The sequence below is a fragment of the Mycolicibacterium sp. HS_4_1 genome (assembly GCF_054515875.1).
Map to the genome: position 1 here is coordinate 4256076 of NZ_CM137261.1, position 15604 is coordinate 4271679.

Here is a 15604-nt window from a genome sequence, read left to right on the forward strand (position 1 = left end):
CTCGTTTCTGCACCTCACTCCTCGGCGGCTACACACTTCCCGACGGCTTCACAACTGCCGACAGCAAGTTGGGAGTATTTAGCAGATGCTGCGCGTAGTCGAGAAGCACACGATGGAGCAGCTCGTCGGGCACGTCCAGCAACCGCGCATCGGTTACAACGCCGGAAACTCCGCCGATGATCATCGACGTCCCGATATGGTGGGCGACGTCCGCGTCGGGGCCATCTAGCAACGTGATCAGCTTCACGACGGCGTTCTCCAACTCGACATGCGTCTTCGCCAGCGTGCTCATCGCCGGGTCGTTCTGCACAATTGCGCTGAGGCCCCTATGACGCACCGCCAGTTCGACAAAGCCACTGACGGCGACTTCGCGCCGCGAATTGGGGTCGGGAAGCGCGTCGGCGATACGTATTACGCGAGCGATGTCCTCGAGTAACGGCTGCGCGACAGCCCTCACGATCTCGTCTTTGGTGTGAAAGTGGTAGTACACAGCGGCTTTGGTCACCTCAAGCCGATCGGCGATCATCTGCAGGGTAGTGCCCTTGACGCCGTACTCAGCAAACAATTCCAAAGCCGCCTGAACGATACGGTGACGTAGGAAGCCACGTGATGACGTCAAGTTTCCTCTGCCAACCTTTCGGGGAGTTTATGCGGGCTGCGTGCGCACTGGATGAATGATGCTACATCGGCGGATGTGATGTCACTCACCTCCGACCGGGTTGCACATAGTTAGCCATGGAAGCTAAATTAACCTGCTAGTTGGCAAGTTAAATTTGTTATCGCGGCTAGAAAGCAGCACTCAGTCCCGTTGGAGCCGATGTGCGAATCATTCAGACCATTTCGTTACGCCTGAATCGCCTGCTCGACATGTTGGTCGCCCCAAAGCGGCCGATCGCGGCAGTCATCGGGGCGTACTTCTGGTGGCCATACGGTGTTTGCTTACCGCCCAAACGCCAGCAGTCGACCGGACGCGCACCCGCAGCTGATCAGTCTGCAGCACGGCACGTCTAGACAGTAGGAGCGCAGACACTGTGACGCTGTTTCCTTTGGGGCCAACGGCGAGAAAGGCCAAGGGTCAACATGACTTCGAGGACACGCAAAGCGTTGAGCGACAATGCTATTGGACATACAGCGTCAGCCGAAAATTCCCTTCACTCCGATGGCAGCATTGTCATACCGGACGGCATCACGCTGACGTCGTTCCTTGAACGCAACCGCGCAGCGATGGGCGAAGAGCCGTCGTACCGGTTCATCGACTACGCGCAGAACCCCGACGGCGAGATCATCGAACTCAGCTGGAACGGGCTCTGGGCTCAGGTCAACGCCGTCGCCGCCCGGCTCCAACAGGTGACCCAGCCACGCGACCGCGTGGCCATCCTCGCGCCCCAGGGCGTCGACTACGTCGCGGCGTTCTTCGCCGCCGTCCACGCCGGAAACGTCGCCGTGCCGCTGTTCGCGCCGGCCCTCGCCGGGCACACCGAACGACTGGCCGCTGTGCTGTCGGACACCAAACCGTCCGCGGTGCTCACCACGACCGCGGCCGCCGAAGCGGTCCGCGCGTTCATCAAGACACTGCCCGCCGCCGAGCGTCCGCGGGTCATCGCCGTCGACGCCGTCCCCGGCACGCTCGCCGAGATGCACGTCGACCCCGATTCTCGCACCGACGACGTCGCCTACCTGCAGTACACCTCGGGCTCCACCCGCACCCCCGCCGGTGTCGAGATCACGCATCGCAACGTGTGCACCAACGTCATTCAGATGATCCTGGCCGGTGGCCTGGACACCGACATCCGCAGCGTGAGCTGGCTGCCGCTGTACCACGACATGGGTCTGATCATGATCATGTTCCCCGCGCTGTGCGGCGGCCAGATCAGCCTGATGGACCCGATGGCGTTCGTCCGCAGGCCCTACCGCTGGATCCGGCGGCTGGCCGACGAAGCCGCACACGGCCGGACTTTCGCCGCCGCACCGAATTTCGCCTTCGAGTTGTGCGCACAGCGCGGGCTGCCGCCGGCCGGCGAGCCGCTCGACCTCAGCAACGTGGTGACCCTGCTCAACGGGTCCGAGCCGGTGACGCTGCCGTCCATCGAGCTGTTCATGGAGGCCTTCAAGCCGTACGGACTGCCCGAGACGGTGGTCAAGCCGTCGTACGGCATGGCCGAGGCCACACTGTCAGTGGCCAGCATCGGCGCCGACGAAAAGCCAAGCGCCACTTATCTGGACCGTGAGGAACTCGCGGCAGGCCGAGCCGTCGTCGTGGGCCGCCATGCCGACGGCGCAGTCCCCCACGTGTCGTGCGGGCGGGCCATCCCCGACCAGTGGGTGGCCATCGTGACCCCCGACGGCGACGAAGCCGCCGACGGCACGGTCGGCGAAATCTGGTTGCACGGCAACAACATCGGGCAGGGCTACTTCGGCCGGCCCGAGGAGTCCGAGCGGGTGTTCGGCAACAAGCTGCAGACCCGGCAGACCGTCAGCCACGCCGACGGCGCCGAGGACAACGCATTGTGGTTGGCCACAGGCGATCTGGGCGTTTACGTGGGCGACGAGCTGTTCGTCACCGGCCGGATCAAGGACCTGGTGATCGTCGACGGGCGCAACCACTACCCGCAGGACATCGAGGCGACGGTCAGCCGTGCCTCGTCCGCGGTGCGCTCGGGCTATGCGACAGCCTTTGCTGTACCTGGTGATTCGGGTGAACAACTGGTCGTCATCGCCGAGCGCGCGGTCGGAGCGGGCCGCGCGGAATTGGAGCCTGTCGCCGAGGCCGTACGGGCCGCGGTGGCGCGGCATCACCAGGTTCGCGTCGCCGAAGTGCGACTCGTTGCGGCCGGACGGATCCCGCGCACGACGTCGGGAAAGCTGGCCCGCACCGCCTCGCGGGCAGAGTTTCTGAACGGTCAATTCGACTGACGTCCTGCTGAAGAATGACAGCTCCTAGTCAGAGTTCAGCACCGCCCGAACCGATGAAACAGATAGATGGTGACGGATGACTACGGATGACTTCGCTCAGACCGAAGATTTCCATGGCTGGAATCGCTGTTGCAGAATTCAGCCTCGATCACGGACCGACCGCTACCCCTCCCACCGCAAATATGGTGGTCCGCATCTGAGACACGAAACCCCGCCCCGGGAGTGCCCCCAGCCAGCGACGCACCTAGAGCGCGTAGAACTAGCCCATCAAACCGTGACCTGGCGCTCACCCTGGATGGGCAATCGCACGACGTTCGTCGTGAAGTACCTGAACGAGCACTACCGAATACACCTACCTCGAGCGATCGCACGTGGAATCGTCGTCGAGTACCTTTACCTGGTCGCCGACCATTTCAGGATCGACCGCTACCGCGCACAACGATTCTTGACCGACGAAGCCTTGCGCGCGAGCGCTTTCGACATCCTGGGATCACCACGCACCAATGCTCGAGCTTGGACTGATACGAATGAGGACCATGTCGTCGAAACGCACGCTCCCTATAATTCTAGAGACTGATGGGCCCCGGGGTTTCGCGCAGTCAGTTTGCTTGACTTTTGCTCACGACATCCATCGAGGAACCGGCCAGACCATCTACTGCTGCCGCAAATAGGAACTTATGGGGAGCTGCCAGCTGACATAGAACACCACTAGTGCCGATTGCGCGCCCGACTCTTCACACTACCTGGTAAGCCGATCAAATCAAAGACCTCGACCCGTGTCGCAGGCGGACAAGTCCCCCGTCGGACACACGACTGAGCCGAAGGGTGAATCGCCCCGGGTTTGATGCCAATGTCGTTAACTTTGGCGTTGTTGCAGGTCAAGGCGATGTTGTGGCGAAAGCTGTTGCGCCTGCTCTACTTTGATGAGCGTTGATGGGCTGATTCAGCGAAGGTGATGTGGTGGCCGCGCCAGTTTTCGTTCCTCAGATTGGCTTTGAGAAGTATTGTGCAGCAATGGATTACACGTATTTCTTATTACCTGTGGCCGACGCGAATTCAGGTGGCGAATGTGGTCGGTCAGACCAGTTGACCGACCGGATCGGTCTGGGTGTGCTGACGCGGCTGGTGCACCGCGACCTGGTCGACGAGGTGCTCGCTGACACAGGCAAGGTCGAGCGCCGTCGTCGCCTGCTGCCGGCTCGGGTGGTCGTGTACTTCGTGCTGGCGGTGACCCCGTTCTTCGATGACGCCTACGAAGAAGTGATGCGCAAACTCGTCGATGGTCTGCGATTCCTGCGCGCGCGGAATGACGATTGGCAGGTGCCCACGTCATCGGCGCTGTGTCAGGCCCGGGCCCGACTCGGCGCCGAGCCGCTGCGCGAGCTCTATGAACGGGTGGCCCGGCCGCTGGCCGGTGCCGGCACCCCGGGTGCCTGGCTGGCCGATTTGCGCGTGATGGCCATCGACGGCGTTCAACTCGATGTCCCCGACACCGCCGACAACGATGACGAGTTCGGTCGCAGCGCCAGCAAGGGACTCGACGGTCCCTACCCGAAGGTGAAAGTCCTCGGCTTGGGTGAATGCGGCACCCACGCCGTGATCGACGCACACCTCGGTGGTGTCCATGTCGATGAACGCGACCTGGCCCGCCCACTGCTAGCCAGCATCGAACCCGGAATGCTCGTGCTGGCTGACCCCGGTTCTACAGCCGCCAGTTCCGGCAAGAGGCCGCAGCGACCGGTGCCGAACTGTTGGGGCGGGTGCAGTCGACACTGCTCCTGCACCCGGTGACGGAACTGGCCGACGGCTCGTATGTGAGCGTGCTGCTGACCACCATCGAACGCCAACGCATCCGCCGCCACCAGGCCCGCGGGCTGGCCACGGTGCCGCAAGGCCCGATGGTGCGGGTTATCGAGTACGACATCGCCAACCGCGACACCGACGACCGGTCGCCGATCCGGTTGATCACCACCATCTGCGACCCTGAGCGGGCGTCGGCCGCCGAACTTGCTGCGGTCTATCACCAGCGCTGGGAGTTCGAATCCAGCCTGGCCGAGATAGAAACCCGCCAACGCGGCAGCTACCGAGTGTTGCGTTCGCACAGTCCCGACAGGGTGCGCCAAGAGATCTGGGCACTGCTGCTCACCCACTACGCGATCCGGGCGTTGATGGTCGAGGCCACTGACCCCGACGGGCTCGATCCACTGCGGATGTCGTTCATCCGAACCCTGCGCACCGTCCGCCGCCACGTCACCGGGCAGGCAGGAATTTCCCCCTGACCGGCTGGCGACATGCCTGCGTCACGCCATCGCCGAAATGCTCGAGCGACCCAACCCGGCCCGGCGCCACTGCACCTACCCCCGCGTCACCAAACGAGCCGCCGCCACCAAATTCCCACGAAAAACATTCGGCCACAAGAACATCAACCACCGAGGCCCACCCAAAATCAGACTCACCCGCACACAAAGGACCGCCACTACGGGACTCCCTGAGCGTGACCGCGCCGACGCAGGTCAGGCACGTGTGGCGTCGGGACTTTCGGTGGGTGCCGGCGAGGTGCGGCGGTGGGCGGTGAGGAAGTCATCGACGATGGCGGCGCAGTCGTCGTGGCTCATGACGCGAAACCCGGTCATGCGGGCGAATGCCAAGGGGCCGATCAGTTGGCAGAGCACCCGTTCGAGGTCGAAGTCGCCCAGTTCGGCGCGGGCTTGGTCGCTGTGCAGCAGGGCGTCGAACGGTTGGCGGTACTGGTCGATGACCAGGGTCCGGACGGCGCCGGCCGGGTACTGGTCCTCGGTGTCGGGTTTGGTGGTGGTGGGGCCCAGGGCAAGCCAGGCCAGTGTGGTGATGTGCAGCGGGGCGTCGTTGAACAGCGTTGCCTGCCGGGAGAGCAATTCGATGAGCTGCTCACGCAGGGGTCCACTGCGTGGTGCCGGTGGGGTCACCTGGGGCAGCAGCCGCTCGAAGGTCGCGGCCAGCAGGTGCGAGGAGGTCTTGAAGTGGCGATACAGCGTGGTGCGGGCCACCTTGGAGGCTTTGGTGACCGAGTCGACGGTGACCGCTTCCACGCCGCCGGCGTTCAGCAGGGCCGCGGCCGCCTCCAGCAGCCGGTTGCGCGAGCGGATACGTCGCGGATCGACGTCGTCGTCATCATCAGTGCCGTCGGCGTTGACGTCGGGCCACTCACTCACAGTCACTCACTTTATTGTCCGCCGCCTCCGGTGTGGCCAATCGTCGATTCTCCACACCCCAGGGCAGTTATGCTACCGCGTGTAGCGCAGCGAAACCGCCTATACCAGGAGATGTGGGATTTGTCTGATCGCACCTGGCTGTCAGTGTTTTTGGCGCAGCACACCCCGATCCGGTGGGGATGGCGGTCATCGCATCGGCGCCGGCTCGGGGCGCAGCGATGACAGGTGCGCCGGGCCTGGCTGCTCGTGATGGCCGGGACATCGCGATCCTCGATGCCGCCGTGTCGGTCGCCTCGGTCGGCGGCTACGAGGCAGTACGCATGCGCGCGGTCGCCGAGCGCGCGGGTATCGCCGTCGGCTCCATCTACCGCCGCTTTCCCTCCAAGGCGTATTTGCTGGTCTGCGCACTCACCCGCGAGGTCGAGCAGGTCGAGGCCCTGCGCGATTGGTCGGCGGTGCCCGGTGGCCCCCAGCAGCGACTTGTCGCGCTCAGTGACTGCCTGCATGAGCAGTGGCAGCGTGATCTGCCGCTGACCGAGGCGCTGACCCGGGCGCTCGTCGTTGCCGACAGCGCCGCGGCCGCCGAGGTCGAGCGAACCATGACGGTGCTCAACCGGCTGCTCGCGGCCGCACTGGGCGGCCCGTCCCCATCGCTGCGCGACCAGCAACTGGCCTGCCTACTCGGCGACGTGTGGCTGGCCAACCTGGCCGCCTTCATCAGCGGCCGGGTGCCCGCCGCCGCAGCCCGGGACAGCATCGACCGGGCCATGGCCCTCATCCTGCGCGTCTAGCCCGACACCATTGCCCCGAAACGCTACACGGTGTAGCGTTGCGATACTGCTTAGTATCGATTTGCTGGGGCGGAGACAGGGGACGCGATCATGCTCGATCAGTGGATTGAACGGTGCACCCTGCAGCGGGTATCGCTGCATGAAGGCCTGGTGCTCAGCTTCGAGGACTACAACGAGGTGGTCATCTCCCGGCCGCTGCGCCTGGGGTTGCCGCCGGTGGGTCCGTACCCGGCCGAGGTGGTGGTGCTGGACCCGCTGAACATCGCGCCGGCGCACCGCGCCCTTTTGGACCTGGCCGGGTCGATGTGCGTGCGAGCGCACAGCGACGACGATGGGGCCCTGCACCTGCAGTTCTCGGACGGTCACTCCATCGACGTGGAGCCCGACGCGCATGTGGCGGCGTGGGAACTGTACGGAAAGCGCCACGGATACATGGCCTGCATGCCCGGAGGCCAGGTGCGGATGGTCCGTCATGATCTGCCCGCCGCGGACAACGCCGACTACGACACGGCCCCGGCCAGCCCGTGAGCGATCCGCTGCACGGGGGACCGACCCTCACCGCCGCACCCGGGCCACCGCGCCGCCGGCGCGCACGCGCCCAGACCGCGCCGTCGAGTGAATACAGTCCCGCGCTGGCCCGCCTGGGGGCGTTCACCCTGCGCCACAAGGCGCTGGTGATCGGACTGTGGATCGGGACCGCGGTGGTGCTGGCGGTGCTTTTTCCGCAACTGGAAACCGTGGTGCGCCAACAGTCGGTGGACTTGGTGCCCCACGACGCGCCGTCGTTTCTGACCGTCGACCGGATGAGTGCAGCATTCGGCGAACAGGGGTCCAAGACCGTGCTGTTCGTCGCGTTCGAGGACCCCGCCGGCCTCACCCCGCCCACCCGCCAGAAATACGCGCAGCTGGTCTCGGCGCTGCGCGCCGACCCCGGCCATGTCCTGCTCGTGCAGGACCTGCTGGCCGACCCGGTCACCGCACCGCACGCCATCAGCGCCGACCGCCGCGCGTGGTACCTGCCGGTCGGCGTCGCCGGCACCCTGGGCGATCCGACCGCCGCCGAATCGGTCAGCGCCGTGCGCGCCATCGCTGACCGCGTCTTCGCCGCCAGCACCACCACCGTGCGCGTCACCGGGCCCGCCGCCACGTTCAGCGATCAGATCGCCAGCGCCGAACACGATCTGCTGTTCATCTCCCTGGCCACCGCCGGCCTCATCGCCCTGATCCTGCTGCTGGTCTACCGGTCAGCGTTCACCGCGCTCCTGCCCCTGCTGGTCATCGCGCTGAGTTTGGCGGTCGGACGGGGGGTGCTCTCCGCCCTCGGTGAATGCGGCCTACCGGTATCGGAATTCACCGTGGCGTTCATGACCGCGATCCTGCTGGGCGCCGGCACCGACTACACGGTGTTCCTGATCAGCCGCTATCACGAACAGCGCCGCGCCGACATCGCCCCGCCGCAGGCCGCGATCTACGCCACCGCCAGCATCGGACGGGTCATCCTGGCCTCCGCCGCCACCGTCGCGCTGGCCTTCCTGGCCATGACCTTCGCCAAACTCAGCGTGTTCGCCGCGCTCGGCCCCGCCTGCGCCGTGGCCGTGATGGTCGGATTCCTGGCCACCGTCACCCTGCTGCCACCGGTACTGGCGCTGGCCGCCCGCCGCGGCATCGGAGACCCCCGACCCGACCGCACCCGCCGCTACTGGAACCGCATCGCCGTCGCCGTCGTGCGTAAACCCGTCCCGCTGCTCACCGTCAGCCTGATCATCCTGCTGGCCCTGGCCGCGGCCGCCACCACCATCAAAATCAGCTACGACGACCGCAAAGGCCAACCCGCCGACACCGCAAGCAACCTGGGCTACCAGCTGCTCAACCGGCATTTCCCCACCGACATGGTCTTCACCCAATTCCTCGTCGTGGAAAACCCGACCGACATGCGCACCGGCAAAGGCCTCGCCGACCTCGACGAAATCGCCTCCCGCATCGCCCAACTACCCGGCGTGAGCAAAGTATCCGGCGTCACCCGCCCCGCCGGCACCCGACTCGAACAAGCCCAATTGTCCTGGCAGAACGGGCAGATCGGCGACAAGATGGCCACCGCAGCCGCCGACGGCAACGCCCGCAAAACCGACCTGGCCCAACTCACCGGCGGCGCCGACCAACTCGCCAACGGCCTCGCCCAACTCGACCGCACCCTACGCACCGCGCTGACACCCCTGAGCGCCCTGCTCAACCAAGCGCACACCGCCAACAGCCAAATGCAGCGATTCACCCCGCTGCTGCACCAACTGTCGGCCACCGCCCCCGACATCGACCACGCCATCCAAGCCGGACCCGGACTGCGCCCCGAGGCCGAACAAGCCCGCAACGCCATCGCCGCCGTCTCACCACTGCGCGACATCCTCGACACCGCACCCTGGTGCACCACCACACCGCAATGCACCGAACTGCGCGACCAGATGCGGGTCCTCGACGCCCTGCGCACCAACGGATTCTTCGACCACATCGCCGAGTTGGGCGACCACTACAACCCCACCACCAACGCCACCGTCACCGCCACCCTCACCGACGTCCAAACCTCCATCACCACCCTGCAACACGCCCTGGGCACCCTGGGTGACCCCGCCGACATGGCCACCAACATCGCCCGCCTGCAACACGGCATCAGCCAACTCGCCTCCGGCGCACAAGCACTGGCAACCGGCGTGCACGCCCTGGCCGACAGCAACATTCAAATGCTCACCGGGATGAGTCAGATCGCCGCACAACTACAAAACTCCGCCCGCGCCAGCGCCAACTCCGACACCGCCAGCGGCTTCTACCTACCCCCAACCGCCTTCGACAACCGCCAATTCGCCGACGTCGCCAAACAATTCATCGCCCCCGACGGCAAAACCGCCCGCTTCATCATCGAATCAACCTTCGACCCCTACAGCAGCGCCGCCATGGAACTGGCCCACCACATGGTCACCGTCGCCGAAGCCGCCCGACCCAACACCTCCCTGACCAACGCCACCATCTCCGTAGCCGGATTCCCCGCCGTCAACGCCGACATCCAGCACCTACTCCAAGCCGACTTCATCCAACTCGCCGTCGCCACCCTCGTCGTCGTCGGACTCATCCTGGTCCTGCTGCTGCGCGCCGCGCTGGCCCCGCTCTACCTCCTGGGCACCGTCGTGCTGAACTACCTGGCCTCCATCGGCCTCGGCGTCGTGGTGTTCCAATGGATACTCGGCTACCAAATCGCCTGGCCCGTACCACTATTGGCGTTCATCATCCTCGTCGCGGTCGGCGCCGACTACAACATGCTGCTGGTATCACGACTACGCGAAGAATCCGAACACAACATCCGCGTCGGAGTCCTACGCACCGTCGCCAAAACCGGCTCGGTCATCACCTCAGCCGGCCTCATCTTCGCTGCCAGCATGTTCGGACTGATGGCCGGCTCCATCGCCATCATGATCCAAGTCGGCCTCATCGTCGGCTGCGGACTACTGCTGGACACCTTCCTCGTGCGCACCCTCACCGTTCCGGCCATCGCCACCCTCCTGCGCGAAGCCAGCTGGTGGCCCCAAAAACAACCCACACGGCCCCGGCCATGAAAACGCTACTCCCACACCGGCATCAAGCCGCCACGACCCGAACCCAGCCCACCATCGACAGCGCCCCCGCCGACCAACCCACCCGCGCACCAACGAGCACCAACACCACCGCACCGGACAACACCAAGGGCCGCCGCCGCTGCCCGATCCACTGGCCCCGCCTCCTACACGGCAAGTACCCCTACTTCCACGGCGAGCACGAAAAACTATTCCGAGAAGCAGCCATGGAACGCGAAATGTACCGGCTCTAAACATCACAACCCCGAAGCGCCAACCGCCACCACACAACGCCAACACAACCCGCACGCGCCAGCGACCACAACCGCCGCAGACGAAAGCGGGAACACCCCCAACCACGACTGTTCCCGCCTACCTCAAACCCACCACCATCACCTCAGCGGGAACAGCAATACACGGCCGAATTCAACCCCAGATAACCAGCGCGTTGTGGGACGCGATCAGCGCAGTTCTGGACGCACTCGTGGTCGAAGAACGCGGGTAGGGCAGAGAGACGTCGCTAGCTCAACGGCGGTTTTCGGGGGCGCACACAGCGCGCTTCGGAAATGAAAAACCCGCCCCCTGCCGGGGAACGGGTGGTATTTGATCACTATACAACCGGCAGGAGCGTACGGACGGAATCCCTTGCCGACGGGGATGCGCTTCAGGCTTCGTCGATGGGGAGCTTGAGGTCGCCGGGGTTTCTGATGACGATGGTGGCGTCGATGCGTCCAGCCAGACGAACAATGTTTCGTTGGGATCACCACACTGGCCGAAAAGGATTGGTCTCGTCCCGGACTGGCGAATATGTACCCGTTCGCGCCCGAAACGCCGCAATACTCGCCGATCGAATGCGGCCCGCCTCGGCACCATGCGCATACCCGGGCGCCGCGTACGCACGCTCACGTTCACCCAACACCGCATCACGCTCACAGAGGGAGAACCTGGCCTGCTCCAGAGCGTCCATCCACCGAGCGATGGTGTAGGAGCCCGCCAGGGCAGCCGCATCAATGGTCGGCTCCTCAGCGGAAAGGCCCACCAGCAGGCATGATTCGTGCTCACACCGCGCCAGATCACGGTACGCATCGTGAACAGCACGCCAGGCCTTCATCACAGCAACCGTCACCAGCGCGACGCTGAGATTGACATTCGGCTCCACACCCGCGTCGTGCTGTGCCACGCATCGCGCAACGTCATGCAGGCACGACGCATGTGATGCGTGGATCAAATCCAGTTGTAACACAACGCCTTCAGAAAGTGACCCCTCAAGAATCCGGTCACGACTTGCCATGCAGATGTCGGAAAAGACGTCATCGAGTTCGGTCGCTGCGCGCAGATCGAACGTGCCGGCCCAGCGTTCACCGATGATCCAGCGCATGGTGTCCCGCCACCGGTCCGATGCTGCGCGAAACTCAGCGAAAATCTCCACCAACAAGTCGGCGTACCTTGCTCGTATGGGCGGCATCATGTCCACCTGCGCCGCCCACAACTCCGCGGCGCACAACACGGCCGCGATCGACCGCTGCTGCTCCCCGGCCGCCTGCACCAGCTCGAAACACCGCTGCTTAGCGTCACTCACAGCCGCATCTCCAAAACCCGCAGCATTGGGCTGATGAACTCGACAAAATCGCCCGGATAAGCCACTCCCGCCGCATAAATCATGTTCCCCAACGGCTCAGGCTGAAACTGAAATCCCCGCAGCACCTCCATCGTGCGAGCGATCAGCCACTGCTGCTCGTATACGTCCCGAGGTGTTGCGTCATCGCCGGGGTCTACATCTTTAGCACCCGGTCGATATACCGCTGCGGTCCAGTACTGATTGTTCGCCGTCGTGTTAAATTCTTGCCAAATCTCTTGGCTTACAGCTTCATTCGATAGCAGACGCTCCCACATGTCCCGCAACGAGACCGGGCACATCTGCTGGCCACCGAATACTCCCTGCATCATCTGGCCAGCCAAAACCTGTACCACCTCATCGAGGACTCCCTGATGATCAGCCGCACGGAGGCGCTGCACCCGAGCCGACAAGTCGGGATAGGTCGCTTCGAAGCGGTCTACATGCACCGCGTCGAGCACCGGGCCTGTCGGCGGTGACTGCGCATAGTCTTCGCGTTTGCATAGTGCATGCTCGATACCAGCTGGCTTAAACGGTTCGATGCGGTTCGTGGCTGCCGCTGCGACAAGCCGACCGCCCCCAAGCTGGGCTCGCAGAGCGGCGTATTCGACCAAAACCCGGGACGGGTCCGACCAGCCTGTCCACCGCTTCTCAAACCCCGTTTTCACGATGGGATCGCTCGCCAGGAGCCGGACACCGCGCGGCAGAAACACCCCCCACGGGATGTATCCGAACCCCTCGCTGGACATCACCACCGTCTCGGGTGTCGCCGAACTGTCAGCCCGGAACACTCCCACGGCCCATTCGACGACCGGGTAATGGACAAAGTCGCTGTCTCGCCGAAGCTTCGCCGCTAACGCCCGTGCCGTCCGCAGCTCCGCAGACTCAGTGCGTGCAGCGCCCGCAGCCGCCACCGGCGTCAACACACCGGCCGGAACCATCGTCGGCGTATTAGGTACCCCACCCCCAGCCGAACCCGCACCACCGGCACTACCTGACGAACTGCTACCACCGGACGCAGGAACCACCGGCGCCCCAATAGAACCCGCAGCCGCGGGAGCCCCCATCCCTGGCGGCGGAACCATCATCGCCGGACCAGGTGCCGCGGCACCTGTTGGCACACTGACTGGCGCGGGCGCGGATGCGACCGGTGCAACATGTGCGCCTGCAGCGCCAAGCCCCGACGACGGCGCGATACTGGACGCTCCAGCCGCGGGCACCTTTGCAGCACCACCCGCCGAACCGAGCGAGCTCACCCCAGTTGTTGTCGCTGGCGACAATGGCGCCAGCGGTGCCGCGCCGCCACCGACACTCGCAGCCAACGACTTCGCGATCGCAGCCCCCGGCGACTGCCCCATTTGCGCTGCCTGAGCCGCCTGTGCGGCCGCATTCGGCATCGATGCACCGTTGGCCAAACCGCCCAACCCAGCCCCCGGCTGGCCCAAACCAGATGTCAACGACGACAAGGGATTACCGCCGCCCAATAGTCCACCACCGGGCACGCCACTCGGCGCTCCACCCCCGGCAAAAGGGGGTGCACTGACCGATGGCCGCGGCGACACAGCTTGGATAACAGCCGGCATCTCAGCGTCGGAGTGAGTGCCTGCTGCTGTTGGTCCGCTTCCTGCGACTGCCGAATTCCCGCTGGTGTCGCCGTGCATTCCCGTGTGCGGCTGGATGGCTTCTTGCTTCGTACCCTTCGTCGTTGGGTCCGAGTGCGAACCGGCGGTTTCTGTGCTCGTATCTTCTTGTTGTGACCCTTCTGGTTTCGGATCTTTGTGGCTGCCAGAATTATCGAGTGCCTGAGCGCTGTTGTTTTCGTCTTTAGGGATGTCTCTACCGAGAATGGCCGTCAGCGGCTGACTGAGCTGCGCTACGGCCCGGCTGTGGGTGCTTTCGACCGCGGCCGCGAACATGCTGTGCGCAGCTACAGCCCGGGTATAGCCAGCCGCGATGATCGCTGCCCGGACAGCAGGCAGCACCGGACCCGCCGCCTCGATCTCCTGTTGTGTCTCGTGGTGTATCTGGTCCAGCTTCGAGTTGAGCGCACGCCCCAGCCCGACAACCTTTTTCTGGCCCTTGGCTAACTCGTGTTGCACCTCGACGCGCATATCGTGCTTCCGGGCGCGTATGTGGTGCGCGATCACCATTTCATCGATGGTCGCACCGGAGTTCGTCGATTCGAGTTCGGCGGCTGCCCTGCGGTAAGTCCTTGCTCGCTCCTCGTAATACGTTGCAGCGTAGGCGAATTCGTTACCTTGAGCCTCGATGGCATCGAGTCCGGTAGCCCGAAGTTCTGGATAGGCGCCACTACCCCCACCGACATCAGACATATGTCACGACACCCCGCAAGCCGTTCGTATTTTGTCCGCCGCTGCATTGACCCGGCCAGCGGCATCGTTTGACACTGCGGCACGCTGGCGTTGGCCATCTGCTGCAATCATGTCGACATTCGCGGCGATAAAGTCACGGACCTCATCTGCGACCGCAGGTGGAGTGACGGGCACCAAGTGTTGTCGCAGGTATTGGACCTGCGTCAGAATGCCCGCCTGCGCAGCGTTGAAAGCATCCACGATCGCTGGATCGCTCCACTCCCAGGCGCCCTGCGTCCTATCGAGAAATGGTTGCCGGGCGGCAACCATTGCGCTCGAAGCCGCCGCCCACGCGGTGCATGCTTCCGATTTCGCCGCCGCTACAGCGGCCGGGTCCGGGGCCTGCGCCGCCGACGAGGTAGCGGTCGACGACGTGACCGATGCCGGAGAAGTCGTCGGGGTGTGCCGGCCGAGCGCAAACCCGCCCGTCACCGCGCTGGCCACCGCAACGACAAGACCCGTCGCGGCCAACGCCCAGCTGCCACGCGAACGCGGCGCCGGGACGTTCCCCAGCTGGCCCGTGAGCGGCCCTGGCGCCCGAAAACTGGGCGGCGAGTAAGGCTTCGTCATTCGGTCCTCACCGCACTCAGGTCCCCTGCATTCTTCTCGTTGATGCCGTCGAGCACGGTGAATCCCGTTGCGCTGACAGCACTGACTGTCGTATCGCCCCCGAGTGCTTCACCGCCAATCGCCTCATGCACCAACCGTGACCAGGCATCAAACCCGAGGGCAGCAATGTCGAATACAGTCTTTGGCGCTGGCAAGGCGGGCGCACCGGCTGACAAAGGTGCCCGGCATGCCTCAGCGCCAGCGGCCGCCGTCACGCTCGGTGCCGTTGAGTCGATCCGTAGTAAGCGGGTATCGGCCATCATTGGCTCCTTCACCGGTTCTCGTGATGCTCGGTCTGAGCACGGGCAATATCGTCCGGAACCGATACCCCGAGGTGCTCGGCGGTGCGGATCACCTCATCCACGACGGCTACGGTCAGGGCGCGGTCGACCATCACAGACCGGGCCGAGGTCGCTGTCGTGGCTGTGACAACGTCAGTCCACATCGATTCCGGCTGAGGGGCCGACTGGTCGGCATCCGCTATAAGCTCCGTTTTTGCAAGTAGCTGCCGGACCGA

Annotated in this window: 13 protein-coding genes and 1 pseudogene; 7 read left to right on the top strand and 7 right to left on the bottom strand. The window is 64.7% G+C overall.

Annotation, left to right across the window (positions count from 1 at the left end; translation table 11 throughout):
- Positions 1 to 28 precede the first annotated feature (28 nt).
- Positions 29 to 619, bottom strand: coding sequence for a TetR/AcrR family transcriptional regulator (locus tag ACX12F_RS20530; RefSeq protein WP_061004411.1), 591 nt, complete (start codon positions 617 to 619; stop codon positions 29 to 31).
- Positions 620 to 1080: 461 nt separating this feature from the next.
- On the opposite strand from ACX12F_RS20530, the gene ACX12F_RS20535 reads away from it, so the two are divergent.
- Both ACX12F_RS20535 and ACX12F_RS20540 read left to right on the top strand, forming a co-directional pair.
- Complete coding sequence (locus tag ACX12F_RS20535; RefSeq protein ID WP_260939885.1) at positions 1081 to 2913, top strand: fatty acyl-AMP ligase; 1833 nt, start codon at positions 1081 to 1083, stop codon at positions 2911 to 2913.
- Between the two features lie 1041 nt (positions 2914 to 3954).
- A pseudogene (locus ACX12F_RS20540) lies at positions 3955 to 5192 on the top strand (IS4 family transposase).
- A gap of 234 nt (positions 5193 to 5426) precedes the next feature.
- On the opposite strand, the gene ACX12F_RS20545 reads toward ACX12F_RS20540, so the two are convergent.
- The gene (locus tag ACX12F_RS20545) at positions 5427 to 6104 is read right to left on the bottom strand and encodes a TetR/AcrR family transcriptional regulator (protein ID WP_071286876.1); all 678 of its coding nucleotides are present in this window, start codon (positions 6102 to 6104) and stop codon (positions 5427 to 5429) included.
- Positions 6105 to 6322: 218 nt separating this feature from the next.
- Here ACX12F_RS20545 and ACX12F_RS20550 point away from each other — a divergent pair, with 218 nt between their 5' ends.
- The 4 genes from ACX12F_RS20550 (at position 6323) to ACX12F_RS20565 (ending at position 10745) form a co-directional block, all read left to right on the top strand.
- A complete protein-coding gene (locus tag ACX12F_RS20550; protein WP_061000995.1) occupies positions 6323 to 6895 on the top strand; it encodes a TetR/AcrR family transcriptional regulator in 573 nt (190 codons plus the stop codon).
- A gap of 90 nt (positions 6896 to 6985) precedes the next feature.
- Positions 6986 to 7423, top strand: coding sequence for a DUF6188 family protein (locus ACX12F_RS20555; protein ID WP_061000993.1), 438 nt, complete (start codon positions 6986 to 6988; stop codon positions 7421 to 7423).
- Positions 7420 to 10494 carry an MMPL/RND family transporter gene (locus ACX12F_RS20560; RefSeq protein WP_204354752.1) on the top strand — a complete coding sequence of 1025 codons (3075 nt, stop codon included), beginning with the start codon at positions 7420 to 7422 and terminating at the stop codon, positions 10492 to 10494. The genes ACX12F_RS20555 and ACX12F_RS20560 overlap by 4 nt, the downstream gene beginning before the upstream one ends.
- Positions 10491 to 10745, top strand: a complete 255-nt coding sequence (locus tag ACX12F_RS20565; protein ID WP_071286865.1) for a hypothetical protein — start codon at positions 10491 to 10493, stop codon at positions 10743 to 10745. Before ACX12F_RS20560 ends, ACX12F_RS20565 begins: the two co-directional genes overlap by 4 nt.
- A 506-nt stretch (positions 10746 to 11251) precedes the next feature.
- On the opposite strand, the gene ACX12F_RS20570 is transcribed toward ACX12F_RS20565, so the two are convergent.
- The 3 genes from ACX12F_RS20570 to ACX12F_RS20580 are packed head-to-tail and all read right to left on the bottom strand — an operon-like array spanning position 11252 to position 14679.
- The gene (locus ACX12F_RS20570; RefSeq protein ID WP_162625334.1) at positions 11252 to 12037 is read right to left on the bottom strand and encodes a hypothetical protein; all 786 of its coding nucleotides are present in this window, start codon (positions 12035 to 12037) and stop codon (positions 11252 to 11254) included.
- Between the two features lie 29 nt (positions 12038 to 12066).
- On the bottom strand, positions 12067 to 14439 hold the full coding sequence (locus ACX12F_RS20575) for an EspK C-terminal domain-containing protein (protein ID WP_162563563.1): 2373 nt from the start codon (positions 14437 to 14439) through the stop codon (positions 12067 to 12069).
- Positions 14440 to 14442: 3 nt separating this feature from the next.
- Positions 14443 to 14679: an Rv2240c family protein gene (locus ACX12F_RS20580; RefSeq protein ID WP_162563562.1), complete on the bottom strand. Its 237-nt coding sequence runs from the start codon at positions 14677 to 14679 to the stop codon at positions 14443 to 14445.
- A 94-nt stretch (positions 14680 to 14773) separates the two neighbouring features.
- Here ACX12F_RS20580 and ACX12F_RS20585 point away from each other — a divergent pair, with 94 nt between their 5' ends.
- Entirely contained in the window at positions 14774 to 15037 is a 264-nt protein-coding gene (locus tag ACX12F_RS20585) for a hypothetical protein (RefSeq protein ID WP_061005084.1), read from the top strand.
- Between the two features lie 7 nt (positions 15038 to 15044).
- Here ACX12F_RS20585 and ACX12F_RS20590 read toward each other — a convergent pair whose 3' ends face one another.
- Together ACX12F_RS20590 and ACX12F_RS20595 are read right to left on the bottom strand one after the other, a co-directional pair.
- On the bottom strand, positions 15045 to 15347 hold the full coding sequence (locus tag ACX12F_RS20590; RefSeq protein ID WP_162563561.1) for a hypothetical protein: 303 nt from the start codon (positions 15345 to 15347) through the stop codon (positions 15045 to 15047).
- Positions 15348 to 15358: 11 nt separating this feature from the next.
- The gene (locus ACX12F_RS20595) at positions 15359 to 15532 is read right to left on the bottom strand and encodes a hypothetical protein (RefSeq protein ID WP_459366208.1); all 174 of its coding nucleotides are present in this window, start codon (positions 15530 to 15532) and stop codon (positions 15359 to 15361) included.
- Between the last annotated feature and the right edge of the window lie 72 nt (positions 15533 to 15604).